This is a genomic window from Ruegeria sp. ABV3_008 (assembly GCF_056161185.1).
Genome location: NZ_JBSWYP010000014.1, coordinates 99,150 through 120,178, shown reverse-complemented (window position 1 = coordinate 120,178; position 21,029 = coordinate 99,150). Strand labels below are relative to the sequence as shown.

The 21,029-nt window shown below is 58.5% G+C and carries 20 protein-coding genes; 15 read left to right on the top strand and 5 right to left on the bottom strand.

All coding sequences use genetic code 11. The features are described from left to right. Nucleotides 1–58 precede the first annotated feature (58 nt). Both nudC and ACXAH8_RS20330 read left to right on the top strand, forming a co-directional pair. Complete coding sequence (gene nudC / locus ACXAH8_RS20335; protein ID WP_475220388.1) at nt 59–1,042, top strand: NAD(+) diphosphatase; 984 nt, start codon at nt 59–61, stop codon at nt 1,040–1,042. A gap of 39 nt (nt 1,043–1,081) precedes the next feature. Continuing rightward, nucleotides 1,082–1,549, top strand: a complete 468-nt coding sequence (locus tag ACXAH8_RS20330) for an SRPBCC family protein (protein ID WP_170719664.1) — start codon at nt 1,082–1,084, stop codon at nt 1,547–1,549. 25 nt (nt 1,550–1,574) lie between these two features. Here the strand turns inward: ACXAH8_RS20330 and ACXAH8_RS20325 are convergent, their stop codons facing one another. Further along, a complete protein-coding gene (locus ACXAH8_RS20325) occupies nt 1,575–2,408 on the bottom strand; it encodes a prephenate dehydratase (RefSeq protein ID WP_170375431.1) in 834 nt (277 codons plus the stop codon). A 120-nt stretch (nt 2,409–2,528) separates the two neighbouring features. Here ACXAH8_RS20325 and ACXAH8_RS20320 point away from each other — a divergent pair, with 120 nt between their 5' ends. The 5 genes from ACXAH8_RS20320 to ACXAH8_RS20300 all read left to right on the top strand — a co-directional run bounded on the left by ACXAH8_RS20320 (nt 2,529) and on the right by ACXAH8_RS20300 (nt 8,900). Next, on the top strand, nt 2,529–3,044 hold the full coding sequence (locus tag ACXAH8_RS20320) for a c-type cytochrome (RefSeq protein ID WP_170638357.1): 516 nt from the start codon (nt 2,529–2,531) through the stop codon (nt 3,042–3,044). Nucleotides 3,045–3,215: 171 nt separating this feature from the next. Continuing rightward, nucleotides 3,216–5,123: an extracellular solute-binding protein gene (locus ACXAH8_RS20315; RefSeq protein ID WP_475220387.1), complete on the top strand. Its 1,908-nt coding sequence runs from the start codon at nt 3,216–3,218 to the stop codon at nt 5,121–5,123. Between the two features lies 1 nt (nt 5,124). After that, nucleotides 5,125–6,219 carry a microcin C ABC transporter permease YejB gene (locus ACXAH8_RS20310; RefSeq protein WP_170460207.1) on the top strand — a complete coding sequence of 365 codons (1,095 nt, stop codon included), beginning with the start codon at nt 5,125–5,127 and terminating at the stop codon, nt 6,217–6,219. After that, complete coding sequence (locus ACXAH8_RS20305; protein ID WP_170719660.1) at nt 6,220–7,326, top strand: ABC transporter permease; 1,107 nt, start codon at nt 6,220–6,222, stop codon at nt 7,324–7,326. It begins immediately after the preceding gene. Beyond that, nucleotides 7,323–8,900: an ABC transporter ATP-binding protein gene (locus ACXAH8_RS20300; RefSeq protein ID WP_475220386.1), complete on the top strand. Its 1,578-nt coding sequence runs from the start codon at nt 7,323–7,325 to the stop codon at nt 8,898–8,900. Before ACXAH8_RS20305 ends, ACXAH8_RS20300 begins: the two co-directional genes overlap by 4 nt. A 19-nt stretch (nt 8,901–8,919) precedes the next feature. Here ACXAH8_RS20300 and ACXAH8_RS20295 read toward each other — a convergent pair whose 3' ends face one another. Both ACXAH8_RS20295 and hemN read right to left on the bottom strand, forming a co-directional pair. Continuing rightward, nucleotides 8,920–10,848, bottom strand: coding sequence for an elongation factor G (locus ACXAH8_RS20295; protein ID WP_475220385.1), 1,929 nt, complete (start codon nt 10,846–10,848; stop codon nt 8,920–8,922). 214 nt (nt 10,849–11,062) lie between these two features. Beyond that, entirely contained in the window at nt 11,063–12,418 is a 1,356-nt protein-coding gene (gene hemN / locus ACXAH8_RS20290; RefSeq protein WP_475220384.1) for an oxygen-independent coproporphyrinogen III oxidase, read from the bottom strand. Nucleotides 12,419–12,479: 61 nt separating this feature from the next. Between hemN and fnrL the strand changes: the two genes are divergently transcribed. After that, nucleotides 12,480–13,223: a transcriptional regulator FnrL gene (gene fnrL / locus ACXAH8_RS20285; RefSeq protein ID WP_475220383.1), complete on the top strand. Its 744-nt coding sequence runs from the start codon at nt 12,480–12,482 to the stop codon at nt 13,221–13,223. Nucleotides 13,224–13,300: 77 nt separating this feature from the next. Here fnrL and ACXAH8_RS20280 read toward each other — a convergent pair whose 3' ends face one another. Continuing rightward, nucleotides 13,301–14,140, bottom strand: a complete 840-nt coding sequence (locus ACXAH8_RS20280) for a universal stress protein (protein WP_475220382.1) — start codon at nt 14,138–14,140, stop codon at nt 13,301–13,303. Nucleotides 14,141–14,333: 193 nt separating this feature from the next. Here ACXAH8_RS20280 and ccoN point away from each other — a divergent pair, with 193 nt between their 5' ends. From ccoN to ccoP, 4 genes are read left to right on the top strand one after another with little or no spacing between them, the layout of a single operon-like run. Continuing rightward, a complete protein-coding gene (gene ccoN, locus ACXAH8_RS20275) occupies nt 14,334–15,941 on the top strand; it encodes a cytochrome-c oxidase, cbb3-type subunit I (protein WP_475220381.1) in 1,608 nt (535 codons plus the stop codon). A 14-nt stretch (nt 15,942–15,955) separates the two neighbouring features. Continuing rightward, entirely contained in the window at nt 15,956–16,684 is a 729-nt protein-coding gene (gene ccoO / locus ACXAH8_RS20270; protein ID WP_170375411.1) for a cytochrome-c oxidase, cbb3-type subunit II, read from the top strand. A gap of 11 nt (nt 16,685–16,695) precedes the next feature. Next, nucleotides 16,696–16,902 carry a cbb3-type cytochrome c oxidase subunit 3 gene (locus ACXAH8_RS20265; RefSeq protein WP_475220380.1) on the top strand — a complete coding sequence of 69 codons (207 nt, stop codon included), beginning with the start codon at nt 16,696–16,698 and terminating at the stop codon, nt 16,900–16,902. After that, entirely contained in the window at nt 16,899–17,762 is an 864-nt protein-coding gene (gene ccoP / locus ACXAH8_RS20260) for a cytochrome-c oxidase, cbb3-type subunit III (RefSeq protein WP_475220379.1), read from the top strand. Before ACXAH8_RS20265 ends, ccoP begins: the two co-directional genes overlap by 4 nt. A 142-nt stretch (nt 17,763–17,904) precedes the next feature. Here the strand turns inward: ccoP and ACXAH8_RS20255 are convergent, their stop codons facing one another. Next, nucleotides 17,905–18,063, bottom strand: coding sequence for a hypothetical protein (locus ACXAH8_RS20255; RefSeq protein WP_475220378.1), 159 nt, complete (start codon nt 18,061–18,063; stop codon nt 17,905–17,907). A 99-nt stretch (nt 18,064–18,162) separates the two neighbouring features. On the opposite strand from ACXAH8_RS20255, the gene ACXAH8_RS20250 reads away from it, so the two are divergent. The 3 genes from ACXAH8_RS20250 (at nt 18,163) to ACXAH8_RS20240 (ending at nt 21,029) form a co-directional block, all read left to right on the top strand. Then, a complete protein-coding gene (locus ACXAH8_RS20250; protein WP_475220377.1) occupies nt 18,163–19,041 on the top strand; it encodes a LysR family transcriptional regulator in 879 nt (292 codons plus the stop codon). A 99-nt stretch (nt 19,042–19,140) separates the two neighbouring features. Next, nucleotides 19,141–20,568, top strand: a complete 1,428-nt coding sequence (ccoG, locus tag ACXAH8_RS20245; RefSeq protein WP_475220376.1) for a cytochrome c oxidase accessory protein CcoG — start codon at nt 19,141–19,143, stop codon at nt 20,566–20,568. A gap of 2 nt (nt 20,569–20,570) precedes the next feature. After that, entirely contained in the window at nt 20,571–21,029 is a 459-nt protein-coding gene (locus ACXAH8_RS20240) for a FixH family protein (RefSeq protein ID WP_475220375.1), read from the top strand.

The window sequence follows — 21,029 nt, the reverse complement described above, 5'->3', positions numbered from 1 at the left end:
CATTGCAACACCTGCGCAGACATGGCAGCCCTAGGCGCAAAAACCCGAGGGGACCCCAATGAAAAACGCAGAGACCGTGACATTCGGCAGCTCGGGCCTTGATCGTGCGGCCCATCTGCGGGGGGATGCGGACAAGCTGGCTGAGGCGGCCCAAGACCCAAACGCCCGTTGCTTGTTGCTGTGGCGTGGAAAAGTGCTGGTGCAGGGCGAGGCTCTGGATCGGTTGGGTCTGGTCAACATGGCGCATCCTCTGGTCGCGAATGGCCCAGGTGGCGTGGTTGAGGCTCCGATCCTGCTTGGCTGTTCCGATGAAGGGGCGGCGGTGTTTGCTGCCGATATCTCTGAATGGCAGGCCGAGGGGCTGGATCTGTCGAGCTTGGGCAATTTCATCGACCCGTCCGAGCAACAGCATCCCGATCTTCCCGAGGGCCATGTGTTTGCAGAGCTGCGCCGGATCATGACGCGCCTGTCCGCCCGCGATGCCGAGCTTGCGGCGACAGCCAAGGCGGTGATCGGCTGGCACGAGACGCATCGCTTCTGTGCTCGCTGCGGTGAGCCAAGCGACGTATCGCAAGCCGGATGGCAGCGCAGTTGCCCGGCCTGTGGTGGCCAGCACTTCCCGCGTACCGATCCGGTTGTGATCATGTTGATCACCCATGGAGACAGCGTGCTTATGGGTCGCTCGCCGGGGTGGCCTGAGGGCATGTTCTCGTTGCTTGCAGGCTTCGTCGAGCCGGGCGAGACGCTGGAATCCGCAGTGCGGCGCGAGGTGATGGAGGAGGCCGGCGTTCCCGTGGGCGCGGTGTCGTATCTGTCCAGCCAGCCCTGGCCGTTTCCGGCGTCGTTGATGTTCGGCTGCGCTGGCGAGGCTCTGTCTCGGGACATCCAGATCGACCCGGTTGAGATCGAAGAGGCAATGTGGGTCAGCAAATCCGAGATGATGCAGGCCTTCGCGGGGGAGCATCCGCGCCTGCTGCCCGCTCGCAAGGGGGCGATTGCCCATTTCCTGTTGCAGAACTGGCTTGCAGATACGCTGGACTAAAGAAACACTAAACGGAAAGAACGAGCAGCAAAGGCCCACATGCAGTTTTCAGCGCGCGAAGATATCGAGGCTCCCATCCACTCGGTTTTTGACATGGTTGCCGATTTCGATCGGTTCGAACGTATGGCGATGCGCCGTGGCGTTGACGTGCGCCGTACCACTGGCGGGGTCGCGCCCTCCGCAGGCATGGCGTGGGAGACCGAGTTCAAGCTGCGCGGCAAACCCCGCCAGATGTCTGTACTGCTGACCGATTGCGACCACCCCTCGCAAATGCGATTCGAGGCGACGGGCAAGGGCATGACCGGGGTTACGGTGGTTGACTTTATGGCCCTGTCTCAGCGTCGGACCCGCTTGAGTGTGGACCTGTCACTCAGCGCCAAGTCCCTGCCGGCGCGGTTGCTGCTGCAGTCGATGAAGCTGGGCCAAGCGCGGTTTCGCAAACGCTTTCAAATGCGCCTTGCGGAATTCGCCCGAGAACTGGAGCAGCGCCACAGGCATGGCGCCTAAACTCACATTTACCTGAAGCGCGGGCCTAGCCGCGTGGCTGGGCCGCCGGGTAGACGCCAAGTATTTCCACATTGGTGGTGAAATGCTCAAGCTCGTCCATGGCCAGTTGCACGTTCCGGTCTTCCGGATGCCCGACGATATCGGCATAGAACTGCGTCGCCGTGAACGAGCCATCGACCATGTAGCTTTCCAGCTTGGTCATGTTGATCCCGTTGGTCGCAAACCCACCCATCGCCTTATAGAGCGCCGCTGGAATGTTGCGGACCTGAAAGACAAAGCTGGTGATCATGCCGTGCTCGCCCCGACGCGACAGGTCGGCCTCGGGTGACATGACCAGAAAACGCGTGGTGTTGTCGCCATGATCCTCGATATGGCGGGCCAAGACGTTCAGGCCGTAGATCTCTCCGGCCAGTTCGCTAGCCAGAGCGGCGGAATGGATTTCACCCGCCTCGGACACCTCACGCGCGGCGCGGGCGTTGTCGGGGCTGACCCGCCCATGAATACCGTGCTGGCGCAGAAAGCCCGCGCATTGGGGCAGCAGCACCAAATGGGAATGCGCCTCGGTGATGTCGTCCAGCGTCGCACCGGGCACGGCCAGCAGGTTGATGTGGACGCGCACGAAGGCCTCATCAATGATCTGCAGACCACTATGCGGCAACAGCCGGTGGATATCGGCCACCCGCCCATAGGTCGTGTTCTCGACCGGCAGCATCGCCAGATCGGCCGCGCCGGAGCGAACCGATTCGATCACATCCTCGAAAGTACGGCAGGGCAGCGCCTCCATTTCCGGGCGTGCGTTGCGGCAGGCCTCGTGGCTGTAGGCGCCGGGTTCGCCTTGAAAGGCAATGCGTTTGGTCATTTGGTCGGTCCCGTGCAACAAGTTACAAAATTGGGCGTTTCGTCGCGGTGTCTATACCTTGCCTCTCGCAAGGGGAAGCCTTAGACACCTTTTCAGACAGCTGAAATGGACTAGCGATCAATGTTCGACACGATGACAGTTACCAAGGCCGCTGCGGGCCTGTTCGGCACGTTCCTTGTGCTGCTTCTTGCCAAATGGGGTGGTGACATCCTGTACCATTCGCATGGGGGCCATGGGGATGCACAGGCTGCCTACATCATCGAGACCGAAAGCTCGGGTGAAAGCGCCGATGGCGAAGAGGTGGTCTTTGAAGACCTGCTGGCCGCCGCAGACCCTGAAAAGGGCGCCAGAGTTTTCCGCAAATGTACTGCGTGCCACAAGTTGGAAGACGGTGCGAACGGCACCGGACCCTACCTGTACGGCATTGTAGACCGGCCCGTTGCGTCGGCAAAAGGCTTCACCGGCTATTCGGCGGCGATGCAAGCGCATGGTGGCAACTGGACCCCCGAAGCGCTTGATGCCTTCGTTGAAAGACCCAGCGCATATATCTCTGGTACATCCATGAGCTTTGCCGGCCTGAAAAAGCCTCAAGAACGCGCTGACCTGATTGCCTATCTGCAAACCATCGGCAACTGATTGCCATCACGTTTGCGAAAAAACCCAAAGCCGCTGCCTTGTGCAGCGGCTTTTTTTATGTCGAAAATCTTCACAAAGCGTTCACGCATTCTAAACTTGAATCAGCCAGGACTGGCGATTTAGCTGGCGGAACAGACATAGATGACGACAACAATCCAGAGGATGAGCCATATGAAACCCCTCCTGCTTGCTGCGCGCGACATGAGTATTCGGCATTGGGGGGTGGTCTTAGGGTTGGTCGCCGTAACGCTCGGATCAGCCGAGGTCGCCCAAGCGAATGATGAAAACGTTACAACCAGTCACGGGTACTCCTATTTCGGAAATCTGGATTACCCGGCTGACTATCCTCATCTGAATTACGTGAATCCCGACGCTCCCAAGGGCGGTGAGATGTCACTGGCAGCCTCTGGAACCTTTGACTCGCTGAATCCTTACTCACGAAAGGGTCGGAGCGGAGCGTTAACCACAATCCAATATGACCGCCTGTTTGAAAGCGCGGATGACAGCGTCGGTCAGTACTACGGTGTTCTGGCGGAAAGCCTCGAGTATGACGAAGGGCGCAACTACGTCATTTTCAACTTGCGCCCTGAGGCCATGTTCTGGGATGGAACACCGGTCACGGCTGAAGACGTTGTTTACAGCCACCGTTTGTTTATCGAGCAGGGCCTGCCGTCTTACGCGCAGGCCGTCGGGCGTATGGTCACCGGGGCTGAGGCGCTAGATGATCACACTGTAAGGTTCACGTTCAACCCAGAAGTCACGCGCCGTAGCTTGATCGAAACCGTAGGATCGACGCCCGTTTTCTCGAAAGCGTGGTTTGAAGCCGACGAGTCGCGTCGTCTGGATGAACCTCGTCTGGAAGTGGCGGTGGGGTCGGGCCCATACAAACTGGACAGTTACGATATCAACCGCCGTATCGTCTATAAGCGCCGCGACGACTATTGGGGCAAAGACCTGCCGTTCAACGTAGGCCGCAACAACTTTGACACTATTCGCGTCGAGTATTTCGCTGACCAGACTGCCGCTTTCGAAGGTTTCAAGGCGGGCGAATATACGATGCGGATCGAGAGCGATCCCAAGCTCTGGGCGACAAGCTATGACTTCCCCAAGCTGACAGAAGGTTCGGTTGTGCGTGACGAAATCAAGGATGGCAGCCCGCCGACACCGTCTGGTTTTGTGTTCAATCTCGGCAAGCCCCAATTCGCAGACAAGAACGTCCGCAAAGCGTTGGCTCTGGCATTCAACTTTGAATGGGCAAACGAATCCTTGTTGTTTGGATTGAATTCACCTCGCAACTCTTTTGTGCAAGGCACACCGCTTGAAGCGCAGGGCACCCCAGCGGGCCCAGAGCTGACCTTCTTGGAAACGCTTGGCGATGTCGTCCCAGCCGATTTTCTATCCGAGGATGTCGTCGTTGCTCATGAATCCAACCCAGCACGCCTGAACGACCGGCGCAACCTGCGCAAAGCGTCGAAGATGCTGGACGAGGCAGGCTGGCCAGTGGGCGAAGGCAACGTGCGTCGCAATGCCGAAGGGCAAACACTGAAGGTGAATATCCCATACCCTTCGAACTTGCCGACATCGACGGCGACGATGATCGAAACCTATGTTCAGAATCTTCAGGCACTGGGTGTAGATGCATCTGCGGAAAAGGTTGATCCGGCACAATATACATTGCGTAGCCGAGAGCGCGACTACGACATGGTCTATTCCACGCGGTATGGGTCGTTCCTGTCGACCGGAGGCGGATTGAGCCAGATGTATGGGTCCGAAGAGGCAGCTTTTAGCCTGTTCAATCCCGCTGGCCTGGCAAGCCCGTTGGTCGACGCGATTATTGAAGCGTCTTTTGAAACCGACAATCAGGCTGATCAGGACGCAGCACTTATGGCGTTGGATCGTGCCCTGAGATATGAGTTTTTCGTGATCCCCGTGGGATACATCGCGGACTACTGGACAGCCTATTACGACATGTACGAATACCCTGAGAACCTGCCGCCCTATTCGTTAGGTCAATTGGACCTTTGGTGGATCAACCCCGAGAAAGAAGCCGATTTGAAGGCAAAAGGCGCGCTGCGGTAAAATGGGCGCCTATATTCTAAGACGCCTGCTTTTGGTCATTCCGACCTTGCTGGGCATAATGGTCGTCAACTTCACGCTGGTGCAGTTCGTTCCGGGTGGACCCGTTGAACAAATCATCGCTCAGATCGAAGGACAGGGCGATGTCTTTGCGGGCTTCGCCGGGGGTGGAGACGCCGGTGCCGGGTCCGAGCCTGCAGGCGGTGTCTTCGACGACAAATATGTGGGTGCGCGCGGCCTGCCTCCGGAGTTCATTGCCGAATTGGAAAAGGAGTTTGGTTTCGACAAGCCGCCGCTTGAGCGTTTTCTTGGCATGATGGGTAATTATCTGACGCTCGATTTTGGTGAGAGCTATTTCCGGTCGATCAGCGTGATTGATTTGGTGCTGGAAAAGATGCCCGTGTCGATCTCGCTGGGCCTGTGGTCGACGCTGATCGCCTATCTGGTCTCTATCCCGCTAGGCATCCGCAAAGCAGTTAAGGACGGGTCGCGGTTCGATACCGTGACGAGCGGAGCCATCATCGTGGCCTACGCGATTCCCGGATTCCTGTTTGCCATCCTCCTTTTGGTACTGTTCGCCGGTGGATCCTACTGGCAGATCTTCCCGCTGCGGGGGCTGACCTCGGACAATTGGGACAGCCTGAGCCTTTTGGGCAAAATAGCCGACTATTTCTGGCACATCGCGCTGCCGATCATTGCTCTGACGATTTCAGCCTTTGCGACGCTGACACTGCTGACCAAGAATTCGTTTCTGGATGAGATCAAAAAGCAATATGTCATGACTGCTCGCGCCAAGGGATTGGGGGAGCGCAAGGTCCTCTATGGCCATGTCTTCCGCAACGCGATGCTGATCGTGATTGCGGGTTTCCCGGCGGTGTTCATTGGTGTCTTCTTCGGCGGCTCGATCATTATCGAGACGATCTTCTCTTTGGACGGTCTGGGTCGCCTTGGGTTCGAGGCTGCAGTGGCGCGGGACTATCCGGTGATCTTTGGCACTCTGTTCATCTTTGGTCTGATGGGGCTGGTTGTCGGTATCATCAGCGACCTGATGTATGTGCTGGTCGATCCGCGTATCGATTTTGAGAAGAGGGAGGGGTAAATGGCGCTGTCCCCTCTCAACCAGCGACGTTGGCGCAATTTCCGACGCAATGGCCGAGCCTTTTGGTCTCTGATCATCTTTTCGGTGCTGTTCGGTCTGTCCCTATTCGCCGAGTTCATTGCCAACGATAAACCGATCCTCGTGCAATATCGTGGTCAATTCTACACGCCGATTTTTAACTTCTATCCGGAAACTGAATTTGGTGGCGATTTCCAGACCGAGGCGATCTATCGCGACCCCGAGGTACGCTGCCTGATCGACAGTGGCGGGCTTGAGGACTGTTTCGACGACCCCGAAGGTATAATCGAGCAGATCGAGGCAGGGACTTATCAGGCCGAAGGGTTCGAGCGCGGCTGGGCGATCTGGCCGCTGATCCCCTATTCCTACAACACCAGTGTCGATCGCCCTGGAGCGGCCCCCTTGCCGCCGAATGGTCAGAACCTACTGGGGACGGATGATACCAAACGGGACGTGCTGGCGCGGGTGATTTATGGTTTCCGTCTGTCGATCCTGTTCACGCTGATGGTAACCGGCGTGGCCAGCCTGATCGGTATTTTCGCCGGGGCTATTCAGGGTTTCTTTGGTGGCTGGCTCGACCTGATTTTTCAACGGGTCATCGAGATATGGTCCGCGACTCCGTCGCTCTATGTCATCATCATTATGTTCGCCATTCTGGGTCGAAGTTTCTGGCTTCTGGTGATCCTGATGATCCTGTTCAGCTGGACCGGCTTGGTCAGCGTTGTAAGGGCCGAGTTCCTGCGGGCGCGCAATCTGGAATATGTCCGCGCCGCGCGGGCGCTGGGCGTCGGTAACATGACCATCATGTTCCGTCACATGCTGCCAAATGCGATGGTTGCGACGCTGACCTTCATGCCCTTCATCGTGACTGGTACAATTGGCGGGCTAGCCTCATTGGATTTCCTTGGCTTCGGTCTACCCTCTTCGGCCCCGTCTCTGGGTGAGCTGACTCTGCAAGCCAAACAGAACCTGCAGGCCCCGTGGCTGGCCTTCACCGCCTTTTTCACCTTCGCCATCATGCTGTCGCTGTTGGTCTTCATTTTTGAAGGCGTCCGCGATGCGTTTGATCCCAGAAAGACCTTCTCATGAGCCTTTTGGATGTAAACAACCTCAAGGTCTCGTTCCGCCAGGACGGCGAGGTATCGGCTGCGGTCAAAGGCGTCTCCTTCACCGTGGATCGAGGTGAGACGGTGGCACTGGTGGGTGAGTCCGGCTCGGGCAAGTCGGTGACGGCATTGTCGACAGTGTCGCTGCTGGGCGACAGCGCCATGGTCGAAGGTTCGGTCAAATATGACGGGGCCGAGATGATCGGGGCGTCCGAGGACAAGTTGATGGAGGTGCGCGGCAACGATATCAGCTTCATCTTTCAGGAGCCGATGACCTCTCTCAACCCGCTGCACACGATCCAGAAACAGATGGCGGAATCGCTGGCTCTGCATCAGGGCTTGGCCGGGGATGCCGCGCGCGACAGAATTGTGGAGTTGCTGAACAAGGTTGGCATTCGCGACCCTGAGGATCGTCTGGACAGCTATCCGCACCAGCTTTCGGGCGGGCAGCGGCAGCGTGTGATGATTGCTATGGCGCTGGCCAACAAACCGGATGTTCTGATCGCGGATGAACCGACGACCGCCTTGGACGTGACCATTCAGGCGCAGATCCTAGAACTTCTGGCCGAGCTGCAGAAATCCGAGAACATGGGGATGCTCTTCATCACCCATGACCTTGGAATTGTGCGTCGGATCGCCGACCGGGTCTGTGTGATGAAGGATGGTGAGATTGTCGAAACCGGAATCACGGCTGAGATTTTCAACAACCCACAGCATCCCTATACGCGTAAACTGCTGGAGGCCGAGCCTTCGGGGCATCCCGACCCCGTCGCCGCAGACGCGGAAGAGGTCGCCCGGGCCGACCATCTGAAGGTCTGGTTCCCGATCCAGCGCGGTTTTCTGAAACGCACGGTCGGTTATGTGAAGGCCGTCAACGATGCGACGTTCAGCGTCAGGGCCGGGGAAACCCTTGGGATTGTCGGCGAAAGTGGCTCGGGCAAGACGACGATGGCGCTGGCCATCATGCGGTTGATCGCGTCCGAGGGTGGGATCACCTTCCGCGATCAGGATGTTCGCCGCTGGTCCACGCGAGAGTTGCGGCGTCTGCGCAAGGACATGCAGATTGTATTTCAGGACCCGTTCGGCAGCCTGAGCCCACGTATGACATGCCAGCAGATCATCTCCGAGGGGCTGTCCATTCACAATGTCGACCCCCATCGTGCCCCGCGCGAGCTAGTGGCCGAAGTGATGACAGAGGTGGGCTTGGACCCGGCCTCAATGGACCGCTACCCGCATGAGTTTTCGGGCGGGCAACGTCAGCGGATTGCGATTGCGCGGGCCATGGTGCTGCGCCCGAAACTACTGGTACTGGATGAGCCGACAAGCGCGCTGGACATGACGGTGCAGGTGCAAATCGTTGATCTCCTGCGAGATCTGCAGCGGAAATACGGGCTGGCGTATCTGTTCATCAGCCACGACCTGAAAGTTGTGCGGGCGATGTCCCACAACGTCATCGTCATGCGTAACGGCGACGTGGTCGAGATGGGCGCATCCGAGGATCTGTTTGAAAATGCGCAAACAGATTACACCCGTGAACTGATTGCGGCGGCGGGCTAAGGCCCGCCTCGCGTTTCCTTCAGGCGCTGGCTTTCTCGCGATCGGCGGATTTGGGGACCGGTCCGCGAAGCTCTTCATAGTGATCGAAGCTCAGATTGACCCACCCCGTTCCCCGCGTGGCACTGGCGAGAGTTCGGTGCAACTCATCCTGTGCTACGGCGGGAAGTTGGGCGTTGAAGATTTCCCAACCTGAGGCATTCGGATTGCCCTCGAACCCCAAAACCTGCCCTTGTAGCGAACTGATCGTGGGAACCAGATCTCCGACGAAATCAGACGGCAGATGAATCTCGGCCGTGAGAATCGGCTGCAGTACCACGGGCTTGGCCTGCGGCAGTGCCTCACGCACTGCGTTCTTGCCCGCCGTCCGGAACGCGTAGTCCGAACTATCGACATTGTGGTGTTTGCCGTCGTTGAGGGTGATTTTGACATCCACGACCGGGAAGCCTTCGGGGCCTTGTACCAAAGCGTCTTTGGCCCCGTGCTCCACTGATGGGATGTAGTTCTTCGGCACCGCACCGCCCTTCACAACCTCTTCGAATTGAAAGCCCGAGCCACGGGGTAGAGGCGCGACCGAGATCACAACGTCGGCGAATTGTCCGGCGCCGCCCGATTGCTTGCGATGACGGTGGCGATGTTCGACCGGCGTACGGATGGTTTCGCGATAGGCGGTCTCGACCGGGTCGGTTTCGATCTCGATCCCGAAATCCTCTAGCAGCTTTGCCGTCACGCGCCGCATATGTTGCGGACCCTGTGAACCCAGTACGGAATGACCGCTCAGCTCGTCTTGTTCCATATGCAACCCCGGGTCGATCTCGACCAAACGGCTCAGAGCGTTTGATAGGCGTACGTCGTCGCGCTCATGCGCGGGTGAGACGACCTGCCGATGCGCAACTGGGTGCGAAGACGCCCAATCCGGAAGTGGCGTAGCCGAACGGCTGTCGTATATGTATCCGGGGTTCAGGTGGTCAGACTTAACTGCAAGCCCGATTTGTCCGGCCTCCAACGCGCCAATCTGTGTTTTGGCGTCGAGGCTCGTCAAATTGCCGACCGTTTCGCCCCCAAGTGCTTCATGCGCTTTGACACCATCGCCCAGCCCGCGCAGCACGGTGATCTTGCCAATATGTTTCTTCACATCGGCAAAGCCCGCAATCGCGCGTGCATTGTCCGCGGCCTCATCTCGGCCGGCGGCGATATCGAACTCGGGCGCTTCGTGTCGCAGCGCTTTCATCAAGCGGGTGAGCCCATTGCCATGTTGCGCGGCCCCCAGGCAGGCCGGAATCAGCTGATGATTTTGCAGGACCTGAGCGGCCAGATCGTAAATCTCGGCGCTAGGGGGCTGCTTGTCTTCTATAAGCTGCTCCAGCAGATGGTCATCGAAATCCGAGAGCGTTTCCAACAATTCAGTACGCGCTTCCTGTTCACGGTCCTCGACGGATTGAGGCAGTTCGATCAAGGCCGAGGGCTGGCCCTCCTGATACTTCCAAGCGCGTTCCGAGATCAGATCGACCGCGCCTATGATTGTATCGCCGTCACGGATCGGGACCTGCCGCAAGGCGATGTGATGGGTGCAATAGGTCTGCAAGGCCGCGATGATGTCGCGGATACGGCCATTGGGGTTGTCCATTCTGTTGATGAACAGAAAGCAAGGAATGCCTGCCTCTTCCACGAGCCGCAGGTACGGCGCGCATAGTACGGCCGCATCGGGGTCTGGCGGGACGACGACCACGGCGGCGTCCGAGATCGCCATGGCTGGTCCCACATAGGCCAGCGCATCGCCGCCGCCATCCACGTCAACCGCACACCACGGTTCGTCCAAATAAGAAAAACCGTGCAAATGCACGGTTCCGGAGATGTCGAATGTTGTCGGGCGCCCGTCGAGGCGGCTGATGGCCTCGACCAGAGTGGATTTGCCCGATTGACTGGGGCCTAGGACGGTGAAAACGCGCATATGTGCTGTCCCTCTTTCAGGTTGCAGAGTGGCTGCACGAAAGGGGCTGCCTTGCGCAAATGCGTTGGCATGGTTTGTCTGCGGATTTGCCTGCCTCGGGCTGTGGATCTGATCGAAGACCCACGCCCCGAGTGTGGAGAAAACACCAGTGTTGCGTCAAGCCCCCGTTCGGGATCGGCTTGGAGGTGCCGAAACCCGACCCTGAAACCCAAGGTCAGATCGCAGAGCTATGTCCGGCTTTGCTCAGGTCATAGGCATCGAAACTGCGCGCGATCATTCGGGTCAAAGCACGCGCCTCGGGCGGGATGAACAGCCCGTCTTCGGTGAATCGCAAAAGGCCGTCAAATCTTGCGTTCACCTCGGCATACATCTTGTTCAGCTCTGCGATGGATACATCATGGCTGCGCAGGATCTCGGCCGAGTCGACCCGAAAATCGCACATCAACGCTTCGATTAAGCGGGCACGCAGCACGTCCTGTCCCTTGAACGCATGCCCACGCGAGGTCGAGAACTGACCGTCGCGGATTGCCTTTGTATGAGCCGAGGTCGCGGGGTTGTTTTGCGCGTAGCCCTGCGGAAAGCGCGAGATCGAGCTTGCACCGACGCCGATCAGAACTTCGGCCTGATCATCGGTATAGCCTTGGAAGTTGCGTTTCAGTTGGCCCGCTTTCAACGCTTTGGTCAGCCCGTCCTCTTGCGTTGCGAAGTGGTCGATTCCGATCTCGGCGTAGTTGTCCCACATGAACAGGCGGCGGGCGGTGTCGAAAAGATCCAGACGCTGCTCGGGCGTTGGCAGCGCCTCGGACGGGATCAGTTGCTGTCGTTTCGCCATCCATGGAACATGGGCATAGCCGTAGAGCGCGACGCGATCCGGGCTGAGCGACAACAGCTTTTGCACACTTTCGGTCATCCGCGCCTTGGTCTGGTGTGGCAGACCAAACAGGATATCGGCATTCAGGCTGGTGATCCCTCGCGCGCGGATCATATCCACCGCATCCCGCGTGGTGTCGTAGCTTTGGATGCGCCCAATGGTTTTCTGGATCTCATCATCGAAATCCTGCACCCCGATCGAGGCGCGGTTCATGCCCGCTTCGGCGAGGACATCCAGCCGCGCTTCGTCAATCTCATTCGGGTCGATCTCGACCGAGAACTCGGCATCCGGCCCTAGCGGCACGATATCCAGAATGTAGCGCGCCAGATCGCGCATCAGGTCGGCATTCAGCAGGGTCGGGGTGCCACCGCCCCAATGCAGGCGAGATAGAACCACCCCCTCGGGCAGGCGCGCGGCCAACAGGTCCAGCTCGGCCTTCAGTACGTCCACATAGGCGACAACTGGGCTGTCGGTTTGCGTGCCTTGCGTGCGGCAGGCGCAGAACCAGCATAGACGCCGACAGAAGGGGACATGAACATAGAGCGAGATGGCGCTGCCGGGTTTAATCCGGGCGATCCAGTCACCAAAAAGATCAGCCCCCACGTCATTGCTGAAATGGGGGGCGGTCGGGTAGCTGGTGTAGCGAGGCACCTTCGCGTCAAAAAGTCCAAGCCTTGCCAATTGTGATTTATCTATCATGGAGATACCTTTAAGGGACCCAAGTCTTGGTTGCTTTGATAGAGATCAAGTAGGAAAGCGAATGTCAGTAGAGCTAAAGTTTGATCATTCCAACTGTGATGAATGCCCGATTCGTCATCGAGCCGTCTGTGCCCGGTGCGATGCGGACGAGCTACAGTCCCTTGAAGAGATTAAATATTATCGCAGTTTCGAAGCGGGTCAGACGATCATCTGGTCCGGCGATCAGATGAACTTTGTCGGCTCGGTCGTATCGGGTATCGCGTCCCTGACCCAGACGATGGAGGACGGGCGGACCCAGATGGTGGGTCTGCTGCTGCCCAGCGATTTCGTCGGGCGTCCCGGACGTGATTCTGCGCCATATGACGTTCAGGCCACCACGGATGTGGTGATGTGCTGCTTTCGCAAGAAGCCGTTCGAAGGGTTGTTGAGTGAGACTCCTCATATCGCGCATCGGCTTTTGCAGATGACTCTGGATGAGCTGGACGCAGCGCGGGAATGGATGCTCGTTCTGGGCCGCAAGACGGCGCGGGAGAAGATCGCCAGCCTGCTTTCGATCATTGCGCGCCGGGATGCGTCGATCACGCAGAAAGGGCTGTCAGGCCCGCTCGTGTTCGACCTGCCGCTGACGCGTGAGGCGATGGCGGATTACCTCGGTCTGACACTTGAGACGGTGAGCCGACAGATCTCGGCCCTGAAAAAGGACGAGGTTATCGTGTTGGAAGGCAAGCGCCACGTGACCATCCCCGATCTGGGTCGCCTTATGGAAGAGGCCGGGGATGACTCGGACGGAGGTTTCTTGGTTTAGCGACGCCACCTGACAGGCATATGCCAAGGTGATCAAGCCGCCCCGCAGGGCGGCTTTTTGTTCGGGTCAGCACGCGATCAGTGCGCCATGAAGACTGGTACAGCGGATTGTTCCAGCATGTTGCGCGTGGCACCGCCAAGGATCGCTTCGCGAAAGCGAGAATGGCCGTAGGCGCCCATGACAATCATGTCTGATTCAGTGTCCATAGCGTGGCGGTTCAGAATGTCCGACACCCGGGTCATGGTTTTGCTGAGGACTTCGATTTCGCACCGGACACCGTGCCGCGCGAGCATCTGGGACAGCATGCCACCCGGGTCAGAGCGGTCGGGCCCATGCCGTGGCGGGTCGATCACCACGATACGCGCCAGATCGGCGTCTTTCAAAAACGGCAGGGCGCAGCGCACCGCTCGCATGGCCTCGACGCTTTCGTTCCAGGCGATCATGATGTTCATGGGCTTCGAAACAGGTTGCCCCGCGTTTGGGACGACCATGACCGGAGCGTGACCTTCGAACATTGCGGCTTCGACAATTGGTTCCGCCTCGGCACCGCGCCCCTCGCCATACGGGTGAGGCAGGACAACCAAATCCGAGAACCGCGCCCGATGGGCAACGTGGCGTCCTATGTCCGCGATCTGGGCGACTCCGTTTTCGGCCGACCACCGCACACCGGTTTTTCCCAGAAAATCCTCGGCATAGCTAAGCAACTCTTCGGCCTCGGCATTGGCCCGGCTGAGGGTTTCCTGAAGGATAAGTGCGTTCGCCCCGGCGTAGTAATACCCTGTCTGACTGCGATCGACACCCAGGCACAAGGCCTCGGCATGACCATCCTGCGCCTCGGCCAATGCCGCCGCCTGAGACAGTGCTGCCTGCGCATTCGTAGTTTCCGTCATTATTGTGAGAATTGATTTGTAAGCCATATCGACCTCGTCTTTCGAGCAGCCGATCCAATGCGACCAGCGCCCCTCCACTTGACTATGGGTGTCACAGAAAACAACGGATTGTCTTGACTCAGATCAAAGCGGCAGAGGACGTTCTTCTACATTACGAACCACAGTCAAAAAGGTTCTGTGCGGCACGTAAATCGCGCAGGGCAGGGTAAAGGGACGCAATATGTCGAATTACATCAAGCTGATCGTGCTTGGTCTGATCGTGCTGTTTGCCGCGATCGGGTCCAATTATGCACGCGATTTGGCGTATCAGGTGCATGCGATACTGGTGATGATCATCGCCGGTGGTCTGTTCATCTGGACGCTTCGAAACACGGATGAGCCAGATATTCTTGTCGATCACTCGGGCGAGTACATGGACGGCGTGATCCGCTACGGCGTGATCGCAACTGCCTTCTGGGGCGTGGTCGGGTTCCTGGCGGGAACCTTTATTGCGTTCCAGCTGGCATTTCCGACGCTCAACTTCGAATGGGCGCAAGGCTATCTGAACTTTGGGCGGTTGCGTCCGCTGCACACCTCTGCGGTAATTTTTGCCTTTGGCGGTAACGCTCTGATCGCGACCTCGTTCTACGTGGTCCAACGCACCAGCGCGGCGCGCCTTTGGGGCGGAAACCTGGCCTGGTTCGTGTTCTGGGGCTATCAGCTGTTCATCGTTCTGGCAGCGACCGGATATGTTCTGGGTGGCACGCAGTCCAAGGAATATGCCGAGCCTGAATGGTATGTGGACCTGTGGCTGACCATCGTTTGGGTCGCCTATCTGGCTGTCTACCTGGGTACGATCATCAAACGGAAAGAGCCGCATATCTATGTGGCCAACTGGTTCTACCTGGCCTTTATCGTGACTGTCGCGATGCTGCATCTGGTCAACAACATGACCATCCCGGTCAGCATCTGGGGTTCGAAATCGGTTATCGTCTGGTCGGGTGTGCAAGATGCCATGATCCAGTGGTGGTATGGCCACAACGCTGTGGGCTTCTTCCTGACTGCGGGCTTCCTGGGCATGATGTACTACTTCATCCCGAAACAGGCCGAACGTCCCGTATTCTCCTACAAGCTATCGATCATCCACTTCTGGGCGCTGATCTTCCTGTATATCTGGGCCGGTCCGCACCACCTGCACTATACTGCGTTGCCTGACTGGGCCTCGACGCTGGGCATGGTGTTCTCGATCGTACTGTGGATGCCGTCCTGGGGTGGTATGATCAACGGTCTGATGACCTTGTCGGGCGCATGGGACAAGCTGCGCACCGACCCGATCATCCGTATGATGGTCATCTCGGTCGGCTTCTACGGCATGTCCACCTTTGAGGGTCCGATGATGTCGATCCGTGCGGTGAACTCGCTCAGCCACTACACCGACTGGACAATTGGTCACGTACACTCGGGCGCGCTGGGCTGGAACGGCATGATCACCTTTGGTGCGCTGTACTATCTGGTGCCTGTCCTTTGGAAGCGTGAGCGTCTGTATTCCCTGCAGATGGTCAGCTGGCACTTCTGGCTCGCCACGATCGGCATCGTTCTCTATGCCGCGTCGATGTGGGTCACCGGTATCATGGAAGGCCTGATGTGGCGCGAAGTGGATGCCAACGGCTTCCTGGTGAACTCGTTCGCTGACACCGTTGCCGCCAAGTTCCCGATGTATGTGGTTCGCGGTCTAGGTGGGGTTCTATTCCTCGCTGGCTCGGTGATCATGTGCTACAACCTGTGGATGACTGTGCGTAAGGCACCGGCCAAAGAGGCCAGCCTGACCGTCGCAGTCCCGGCTGAATAAAGGAGGCCGGAGCAATGGCAATTCTTGACAAACACAAAGTGCTTGAGACCAACGCGACCCTTCTGCTGATCTTCAGCTTTCTGGTCGTGACCATCGGTGGCATCGTTCAGATCACCCCGCTGTTCTATCTTGAGAACACCATCGAGAAGGTGGAGGGCATGCGCCCTTACACCCCTCTCGAGATGGCGGGCCGTGAGATCTACATCCGCGAAGGCTGCTATGTCTGCCACAGCCAGATGATTCGCCCCATGCGGGACGAGGTCGAACGTTATGGCCATTACTCGCTGGCGGCCGAGTCGATGTATGACCATCCGTTCCAGTGGGGGTCCAAGCGGACCGGACCTGATCTGGCACGTGTCGGCGGCCGTTACTCGGACGATTGGCATGTACGCCACCTGCGCGATGCGCAATCGGTGGTGCCGGAATCGGTGATGCCGAAATATGGCTTCCTCGAAAACCGCAAGATCGACGGCAAGTATATCGGCGATATCATGGCGGCAAACGCGGTAGTCGGTACACCGTACACCGACGAGATGCTGGAGAACGCGCAAGCCGACTTCCGCGCTCAGGCCGATCCCGACAGCGACTATGACGGGCTGCTGGAGCGCTACGGTGACAAGGTCAACGTGCGTAACTTCGATGGTCAATCCGACCTGACCGAGGCTGACGCGCTGATCGCCTATCTGCAGATGCTGGGTACGCTGGTCGACTTCTCGACCTTCACGCCTGACGCAAACCGCTGAGGGAGGGTGCAATGGAAGAATATACTCTCCTGAGGCAGTTTGCAGATAGCTGGATGTTGCTTCTGCTGTTCGCCTTCTTTGTTGGCATCATCATCTGGGTGTTCCGCCCAGGCGCCAGCAAGGAATACAGCGACACAGCCAACATCCCTTTCCGGCACGTTGATGCACCCGCACCGCAGCAAGACCAACCCGCCACATCCGAGGAGGCGCGGAAATGACTAAGACACCTGAAAAACAGCCGGGTGACCCGAATACAACCGGTCATAGCTGGGACGGCATCGAAGAATTTGATAACCCGATGCCCCGCTGGTGGCTGTGGACCTTCTACGCCACGATCTTCTGGGGTGTAATTTACACGATCATGTATCCCGCATGGCCACTGGTTCAGTCGGCAACGGCAGGCGTCATGGGTTGGTCATCTCGGGCCGAAGTCCAGCAGGAGCTGGTCTCGTTCGAAGAGGCCAACGCCCCGTGGAACGCCAAGCTGGTCGAGACCCCGCTCGAGGAAATCTCGGCAGACCCTGAGTTGCAGCAATATGCCGTCAACGCAGGCAGCGCCGTGTTCCGCACCTGGTGTGCGCAGTGCCATGGCTCGGGCGCGCAGGGCGCGACGGGCTTCCCGAACCTGCTGGATGACGCATGGCTGTGGGGTGGTACGATGGAGGATATCCACTTCTCCGTCAGCTACGGGATCCGGAACGAGGAAAGCGACGATGCGCGTTATTCCGAGATGCCGGCCTTTGGTGAGATCCTCGAAGGCGAAGAAATCACTCAGGTGGTTCAGTACGTGATGTCGCTGACCAATGCGCAGACCGATGATGCGGCCGCGCAGGCAGGCAAGGTTGTCTTCGAAGACAATTGTGCCGCCTGTCACGGCGAGGACGGCAAAGGCGACGTCTTCCAGGGCGCGCCAAACCTGACGGATGCCATCTGGCTCTATGGCGGCAGCGAAGAGGCCCTCACTGAGACGGTGACCTATAGCCGCTTTGGTGTGATGCCCAACTGGGATACCCGCCTGACCGAGGCGCAGATCCGTGCCGTGACCGCCTATGTCCACCAACTGGGTGGCGGTCAGTAAGGCTAAAAGAATACCTTGGGGCGGCTTGCTGACCCCAGGTCCCGGCACCGGCTGTTCCATCTGTTCGCGCGTTTCCTGAACAGCCGGTGCCTATTTCCAAAACCATCATAGGGCCATTGGCCAATCCAGAACAGACCGCGTTTCAAAGGTCTTCAAGATCGACCGTGCGCGGGTGTTTCCTCCACCAATGATGCTCGGGCAACCAGCGCGCTTTGTTGCGGGCTAGTTTTGGTGCGTCCCTGAGATGGGGCTCGTTGATCCGTGTCGCGGTCATGAACGATTTCGCAAAAACACTCAGCATGGCGCTTTCCTTTCGCGTTTTCTGTATGCATCAAGGATGATGTTTCCCTGTACAGGATGCGAGCCAATTGCTATTTCTATATGTAAGCTAGGATTACATATGAACTGGTTGAAACTGCCTCCACTCTCGTCCCTTCGCGCTTTTTCGGCCTTTGCCGAAAAGGGTGGTGTGGTGCAGGCAGGTGCTGCGCTGAATGTGAGCCATGCTGCCATAAGCCAGCAGTTGCGCGTGCTGGAGAAGCACATGGGTGTGGCTCTGGTCCGGCGCGATGGAAAGTCGCTTTCCCTGTCACCCGAAGGCGCGCATCTGGCGCGTGCGGTGCAGCTTGGGTTCGGCTCAATCGGCGCTGCCGTGGAAGAGGTGATGAGCGCAGGCAGCGCCCGTCCGGTTCACGTGTCTCTGACACCAACCTTCGCCGCCTCGTGGTTGATGCCGCGATTGCCGGAATTTCAGGCCAAATACCCTGAAATCAGCCTGACGATCGACCCTTCTCCGCATCTGGTGGAACTGACGCCGGGCGGCGTCGATGTCGCGATCAGGTACGGGTCCGGGGGGTGGCCCGGTGTGGACTGCCAAATGCTGCTTGAAACCCCTTTTGTTGTCGTCGCGGCCCCCAGCCTGCTGGGCGGTCGATCGGGTTGGACGCCGGAAGAGTTGAGCCAGCTGCCTTGGCTGGAAGAGTTCGGAACCACCGAGGCCTCGACATGGCTGGCCAGACGTGGGGTGGATCACCCGCCACAGGGGCGGCGCATCTCGCTGCCGGGGACCTTGCTGCTTGAAGGGCTGCGTGCGGGGCAGGGCGTCACGGCTACGGTGCGACATTTCGTCGAGCAGGACATCAAGGCGGGCCGCCTTGTCGAGCTCCATACTGAGCCGGAAAGCAGCGGATACCACGTTTTGACGGCCAAAACGCCTCTTAGGCCGGCAGTAAAGACCTTTGTCAGCTGGCTAAGGCGGCAGGCGGGTGACGCGCGGTAAAAGGTGTTTGTCCGATGCGCGTTTTGACCCATGTCAATGTTTGCGCGTCCATGATCTGGAAGAACACACTTCCATAAGACCCATCCTTGGAGCCAGCCAGTGAGCGATTCCGATCCCGCCCCCAGCTTGTATGCCGCCCGAGAACCCATCTTTCCTCGGCGTGTCTCAGGTCCGTTCCGGAACCTGAAATGGATTATCCTGATTGTGACCTTGGGGATCTACTACGTCACCCCATGGATCAGATGGGACCGCGGTCCCAGCCTGCCGGATCAGGCTGTGCTGCTGGACCTGGCCAACCGCCGCTTCTATTTCTTCTGGATCGAGATCTGGCCGCATGAATTCTACTTTGTTGCGGGCCTGCTGATCATGGCCGGCCTTGGCCTGTTCCTGTTCACATCGGCCTTGGGCCGGGTGTGGTGCGGATATGCCTGCCCGCAGACCGTCTGGACCGACCTTTTCATTCTGGTCGAACGCTGGATTGAAGGCGACCGCAACGCCCGCTTGCGCCTGCATCGGCAAAAGAAAATGGACCTCCGCAAGGCCCGTTTGCGTCTGACAAAATGGACCGCATGGTTCCTGATCGGCCTCGCAACCGGCGGGGCCTGGGTCTTCTACTTTGCCGACGCGCCGACCCTTCTGCGGGATCTGGTGACCGGCAACGCACACCCCGTCGCCTACACGACCATGTTGATCCTGACCGGTACCACCTTCTTATTTGGTGGCTTCGCGCGCGAACAGATCTGCATCTATGCTTGCCCTTGGCCGCGCATTCAGGCCGCGATGATGGACGAGGACACTCTGGTCGTCGGCTACCGCGAATGGCGCGGTGAGCCGCGCGGCAAAGGTAAGCGCACGGCCGATTCCGAGCTGGGTGATTGCATCGATTGCATGGCCTGTGTGAATGTCTGCCCCGTTGGTATCGACATTCGCGATGGTCAGCAGTTGGAGTGCATCACCTGCGCCCTTTGCATCGACGCCTGCGACGACATGATGGCCAAGATCGGCAAACCGCGGGGTTTGATCGACTATATGGCGCTGAGTGATGAGGCGCATGAGCGCGCAGGTCAGCCACCTAAGAATATCTGGAAGCACATTCTGCGTCCGCGCACGATCATGTACACCGCGTTGTGGTCTCTGGTCGGTTTCGCGCTGCTGTTTGCCCTGTTCATCCGGTCCGATATCGACCTGACGGTCGCGCCTGTGCGCAATCCGACCTTTGTTACTATGTCGGACGGCACCATCCGCAACACCTACGACGTGCGCCTGCGCAACAAACATGGCGAAGAACGTCCGTTCAATCTGTCTCTAACCGGCGATCCGGCCATGTTACTGGAAATCGAAGGCGTTGACGGGCAAACTGTAACTGTAGCCCCCGATACCGCGCAACTGGTACGCGTCTACATTACGGCGGCGCCTGACACGGGGCCTGCGCGTGCGGATACGTCCGCCGTCCGGATCTGGGTTGAGGATATCGACAGCGGCGAACGCGCCTATAAAGACACAAGCTTCAACGGACGAGGGAACTGATCATGTCCGAGCGGAAATTCACCGGTAAACACGCCCTTGCGGTGTTCGTATGTGCCTTTGGTGTGATCATCACGGTGAACCTGATCTTGGCCTATAGCGCGGTCAAAACCTTCCCGGGGCTGGAGGTCAAAAACTCCTACGTTGCAAGTCAGGAGTTCAACGACCGTCTGAAGGAGCATCAGGCATTGGGTTGGAAAGTACGTGCAGAAAACACGGGCGGTCTGCTGATCCTGCACATCACCGACGCCACCGGAGCGCCGGTTCAAGTGGCCGAGTTGCAGGCCGTCGTGGGCCGCGCAACCCATGTGCGCGATGATTTCTCGCCCGATTTCACCTTTGACGGGCTTGCCTATGCAACGCCTGCGACGCTGGGCAAGGGGAACTGGAATATCCGTCTGGTCGCTCGCGATCATACAGGGGCCGAGTTCGCTCAGCGGGTTCCTTTGTACGTGAAAGGGTAG

Bases quoted from the DNA above. Each gene is read 5' to 3' on its own strand.
- nudC (WP_475220388.1), top strand. From the start codon at position 59: ATGAAAAACGCAGAGACCGTGACATTCGGCAGCTCGGGCCTTGATCGT.
- ACXAH8_RS20240 (WP_475220375.1), top strand. From the start codon at position 20,571: ATGTCCGAGCGGAAATTCACCGGTAAACACGCCCTTGCGGTGTTCGTA.
- ACXAH8_RS20255 (WP_475220378.1), bottom strand. From the start codon at position 18,063: ATGCTGAGTGTTTTTGCGAAATCGTTCATGACCGCGACACGGATCAAC.
- ccoO (WP_170375411.1), top strand. From the start codon at position 15,956: ATGGCAATTCTTGACAAACACAAAGTGCTTGAGACCAACGCGACCCTT.
- ACXAH8_RS20315 (WP_475220387.1), top strand. From the start codon at position 3,216: ATGAAACCCCTCCTGCTTGCTGCGCGCGACATGAGTATTCGGCATTGG.
- ACXAH8_RS20305 (WP_170719660.1), top strand. From the start codon at position 6,220: ATGGCGCTGTCCCCTCTCAACCAGCGACGTTGGCGCAATTTCCGACGC.
- ACXAH8_RS20265 (WP_475220380.1), top strand. From the start codon at position 16,696: ATGGAAGAATATACTCTCCTGAGGCAGTTTGCAGATAGCTGGATGTTG.
- ACXAH8_RS20310 (WP_170460207.1), top strand. From the start codon at position 5,125: ATGGGCGCCTATATTCTAAGACGCCTGCTTTTGGTCATTCCGACCTTG.
- ccoN (WP_475220381.1), top strand. From the start codon at position 14,334: ATGTCGAATTACATCAAGCTGATCGTGCTTGGTCTGATCGTGCTGTTT.
- ACXAH8_RS20330 (WP_170719664.1), top strand. From the start codon at position 1,082: ATGCAGTTTTCAGCGCGCGAAGATATCGAGGCTCCCATCCACTCGGTT.
- ACXAH8_RS20325 (WP_170375431.1), bottom strand. From the start codon at position 2,408: ATGACCAAACGCATTGCCTTTCAAGGCGAACCCGGCGCCTACAGCCAC.
- ACXAH8_RS20280 (WP_475220382.1), bottom strand. From the start codon at position 14,140: ATGGCTTACAAATCAATTCTCACAATAATGACGGAAACTACGAATGCG.
- fnrL (WP_475220383.1), top strand. From the start codon at position 12,480: ATGTCAGTAGAGCTAAAGTTTGATCATTCCAACTGTGATGAATGCCCG.
- ccoP (WP_475220379.1), top strand. From the start codon at position 16,899: ATGACTAAGACACCTGAAAAACAGCCGGGTGACCCGAATACAACCGGT.
- hemN (WP_475220384.1), bottom strand. From the start codon at position 12,418: ATGATAGATAAATCACAATTGGCAAGGCTTGGACTTTTTGACGCGAAG.
- ACXAH8_RS20320 (WP_170638357.1), top strand. From the start codon at position 2,529: ATGTTCGACACGATGACAGTTACCAAGGCCGCTGCGGGCCTGTTCGGC.
- ACXAH8_RS20250 (WP_475220377.1), top strand. From the start codon at position 18,163: ATGAACTGGTTGAAACTGCCTCCACTCTCGTCCCTTCGCGCTTTTTCG.
- ACXAH8_RS20295 (WP_475220385.1), bottom strand. From the start codon at position 10,848: ATGCGCGTTTTCACCGTCCTAGGCCCCAGTCAATCGGGCAAATCCACT.
- ACXAH8_RS20300 (WP_475220386.1), top strand. From the start codon at position 7,323: ATGAGCCTTTTGGATGTAAACAACCTCAAGGTCTCGTTCCGCCAGGAC.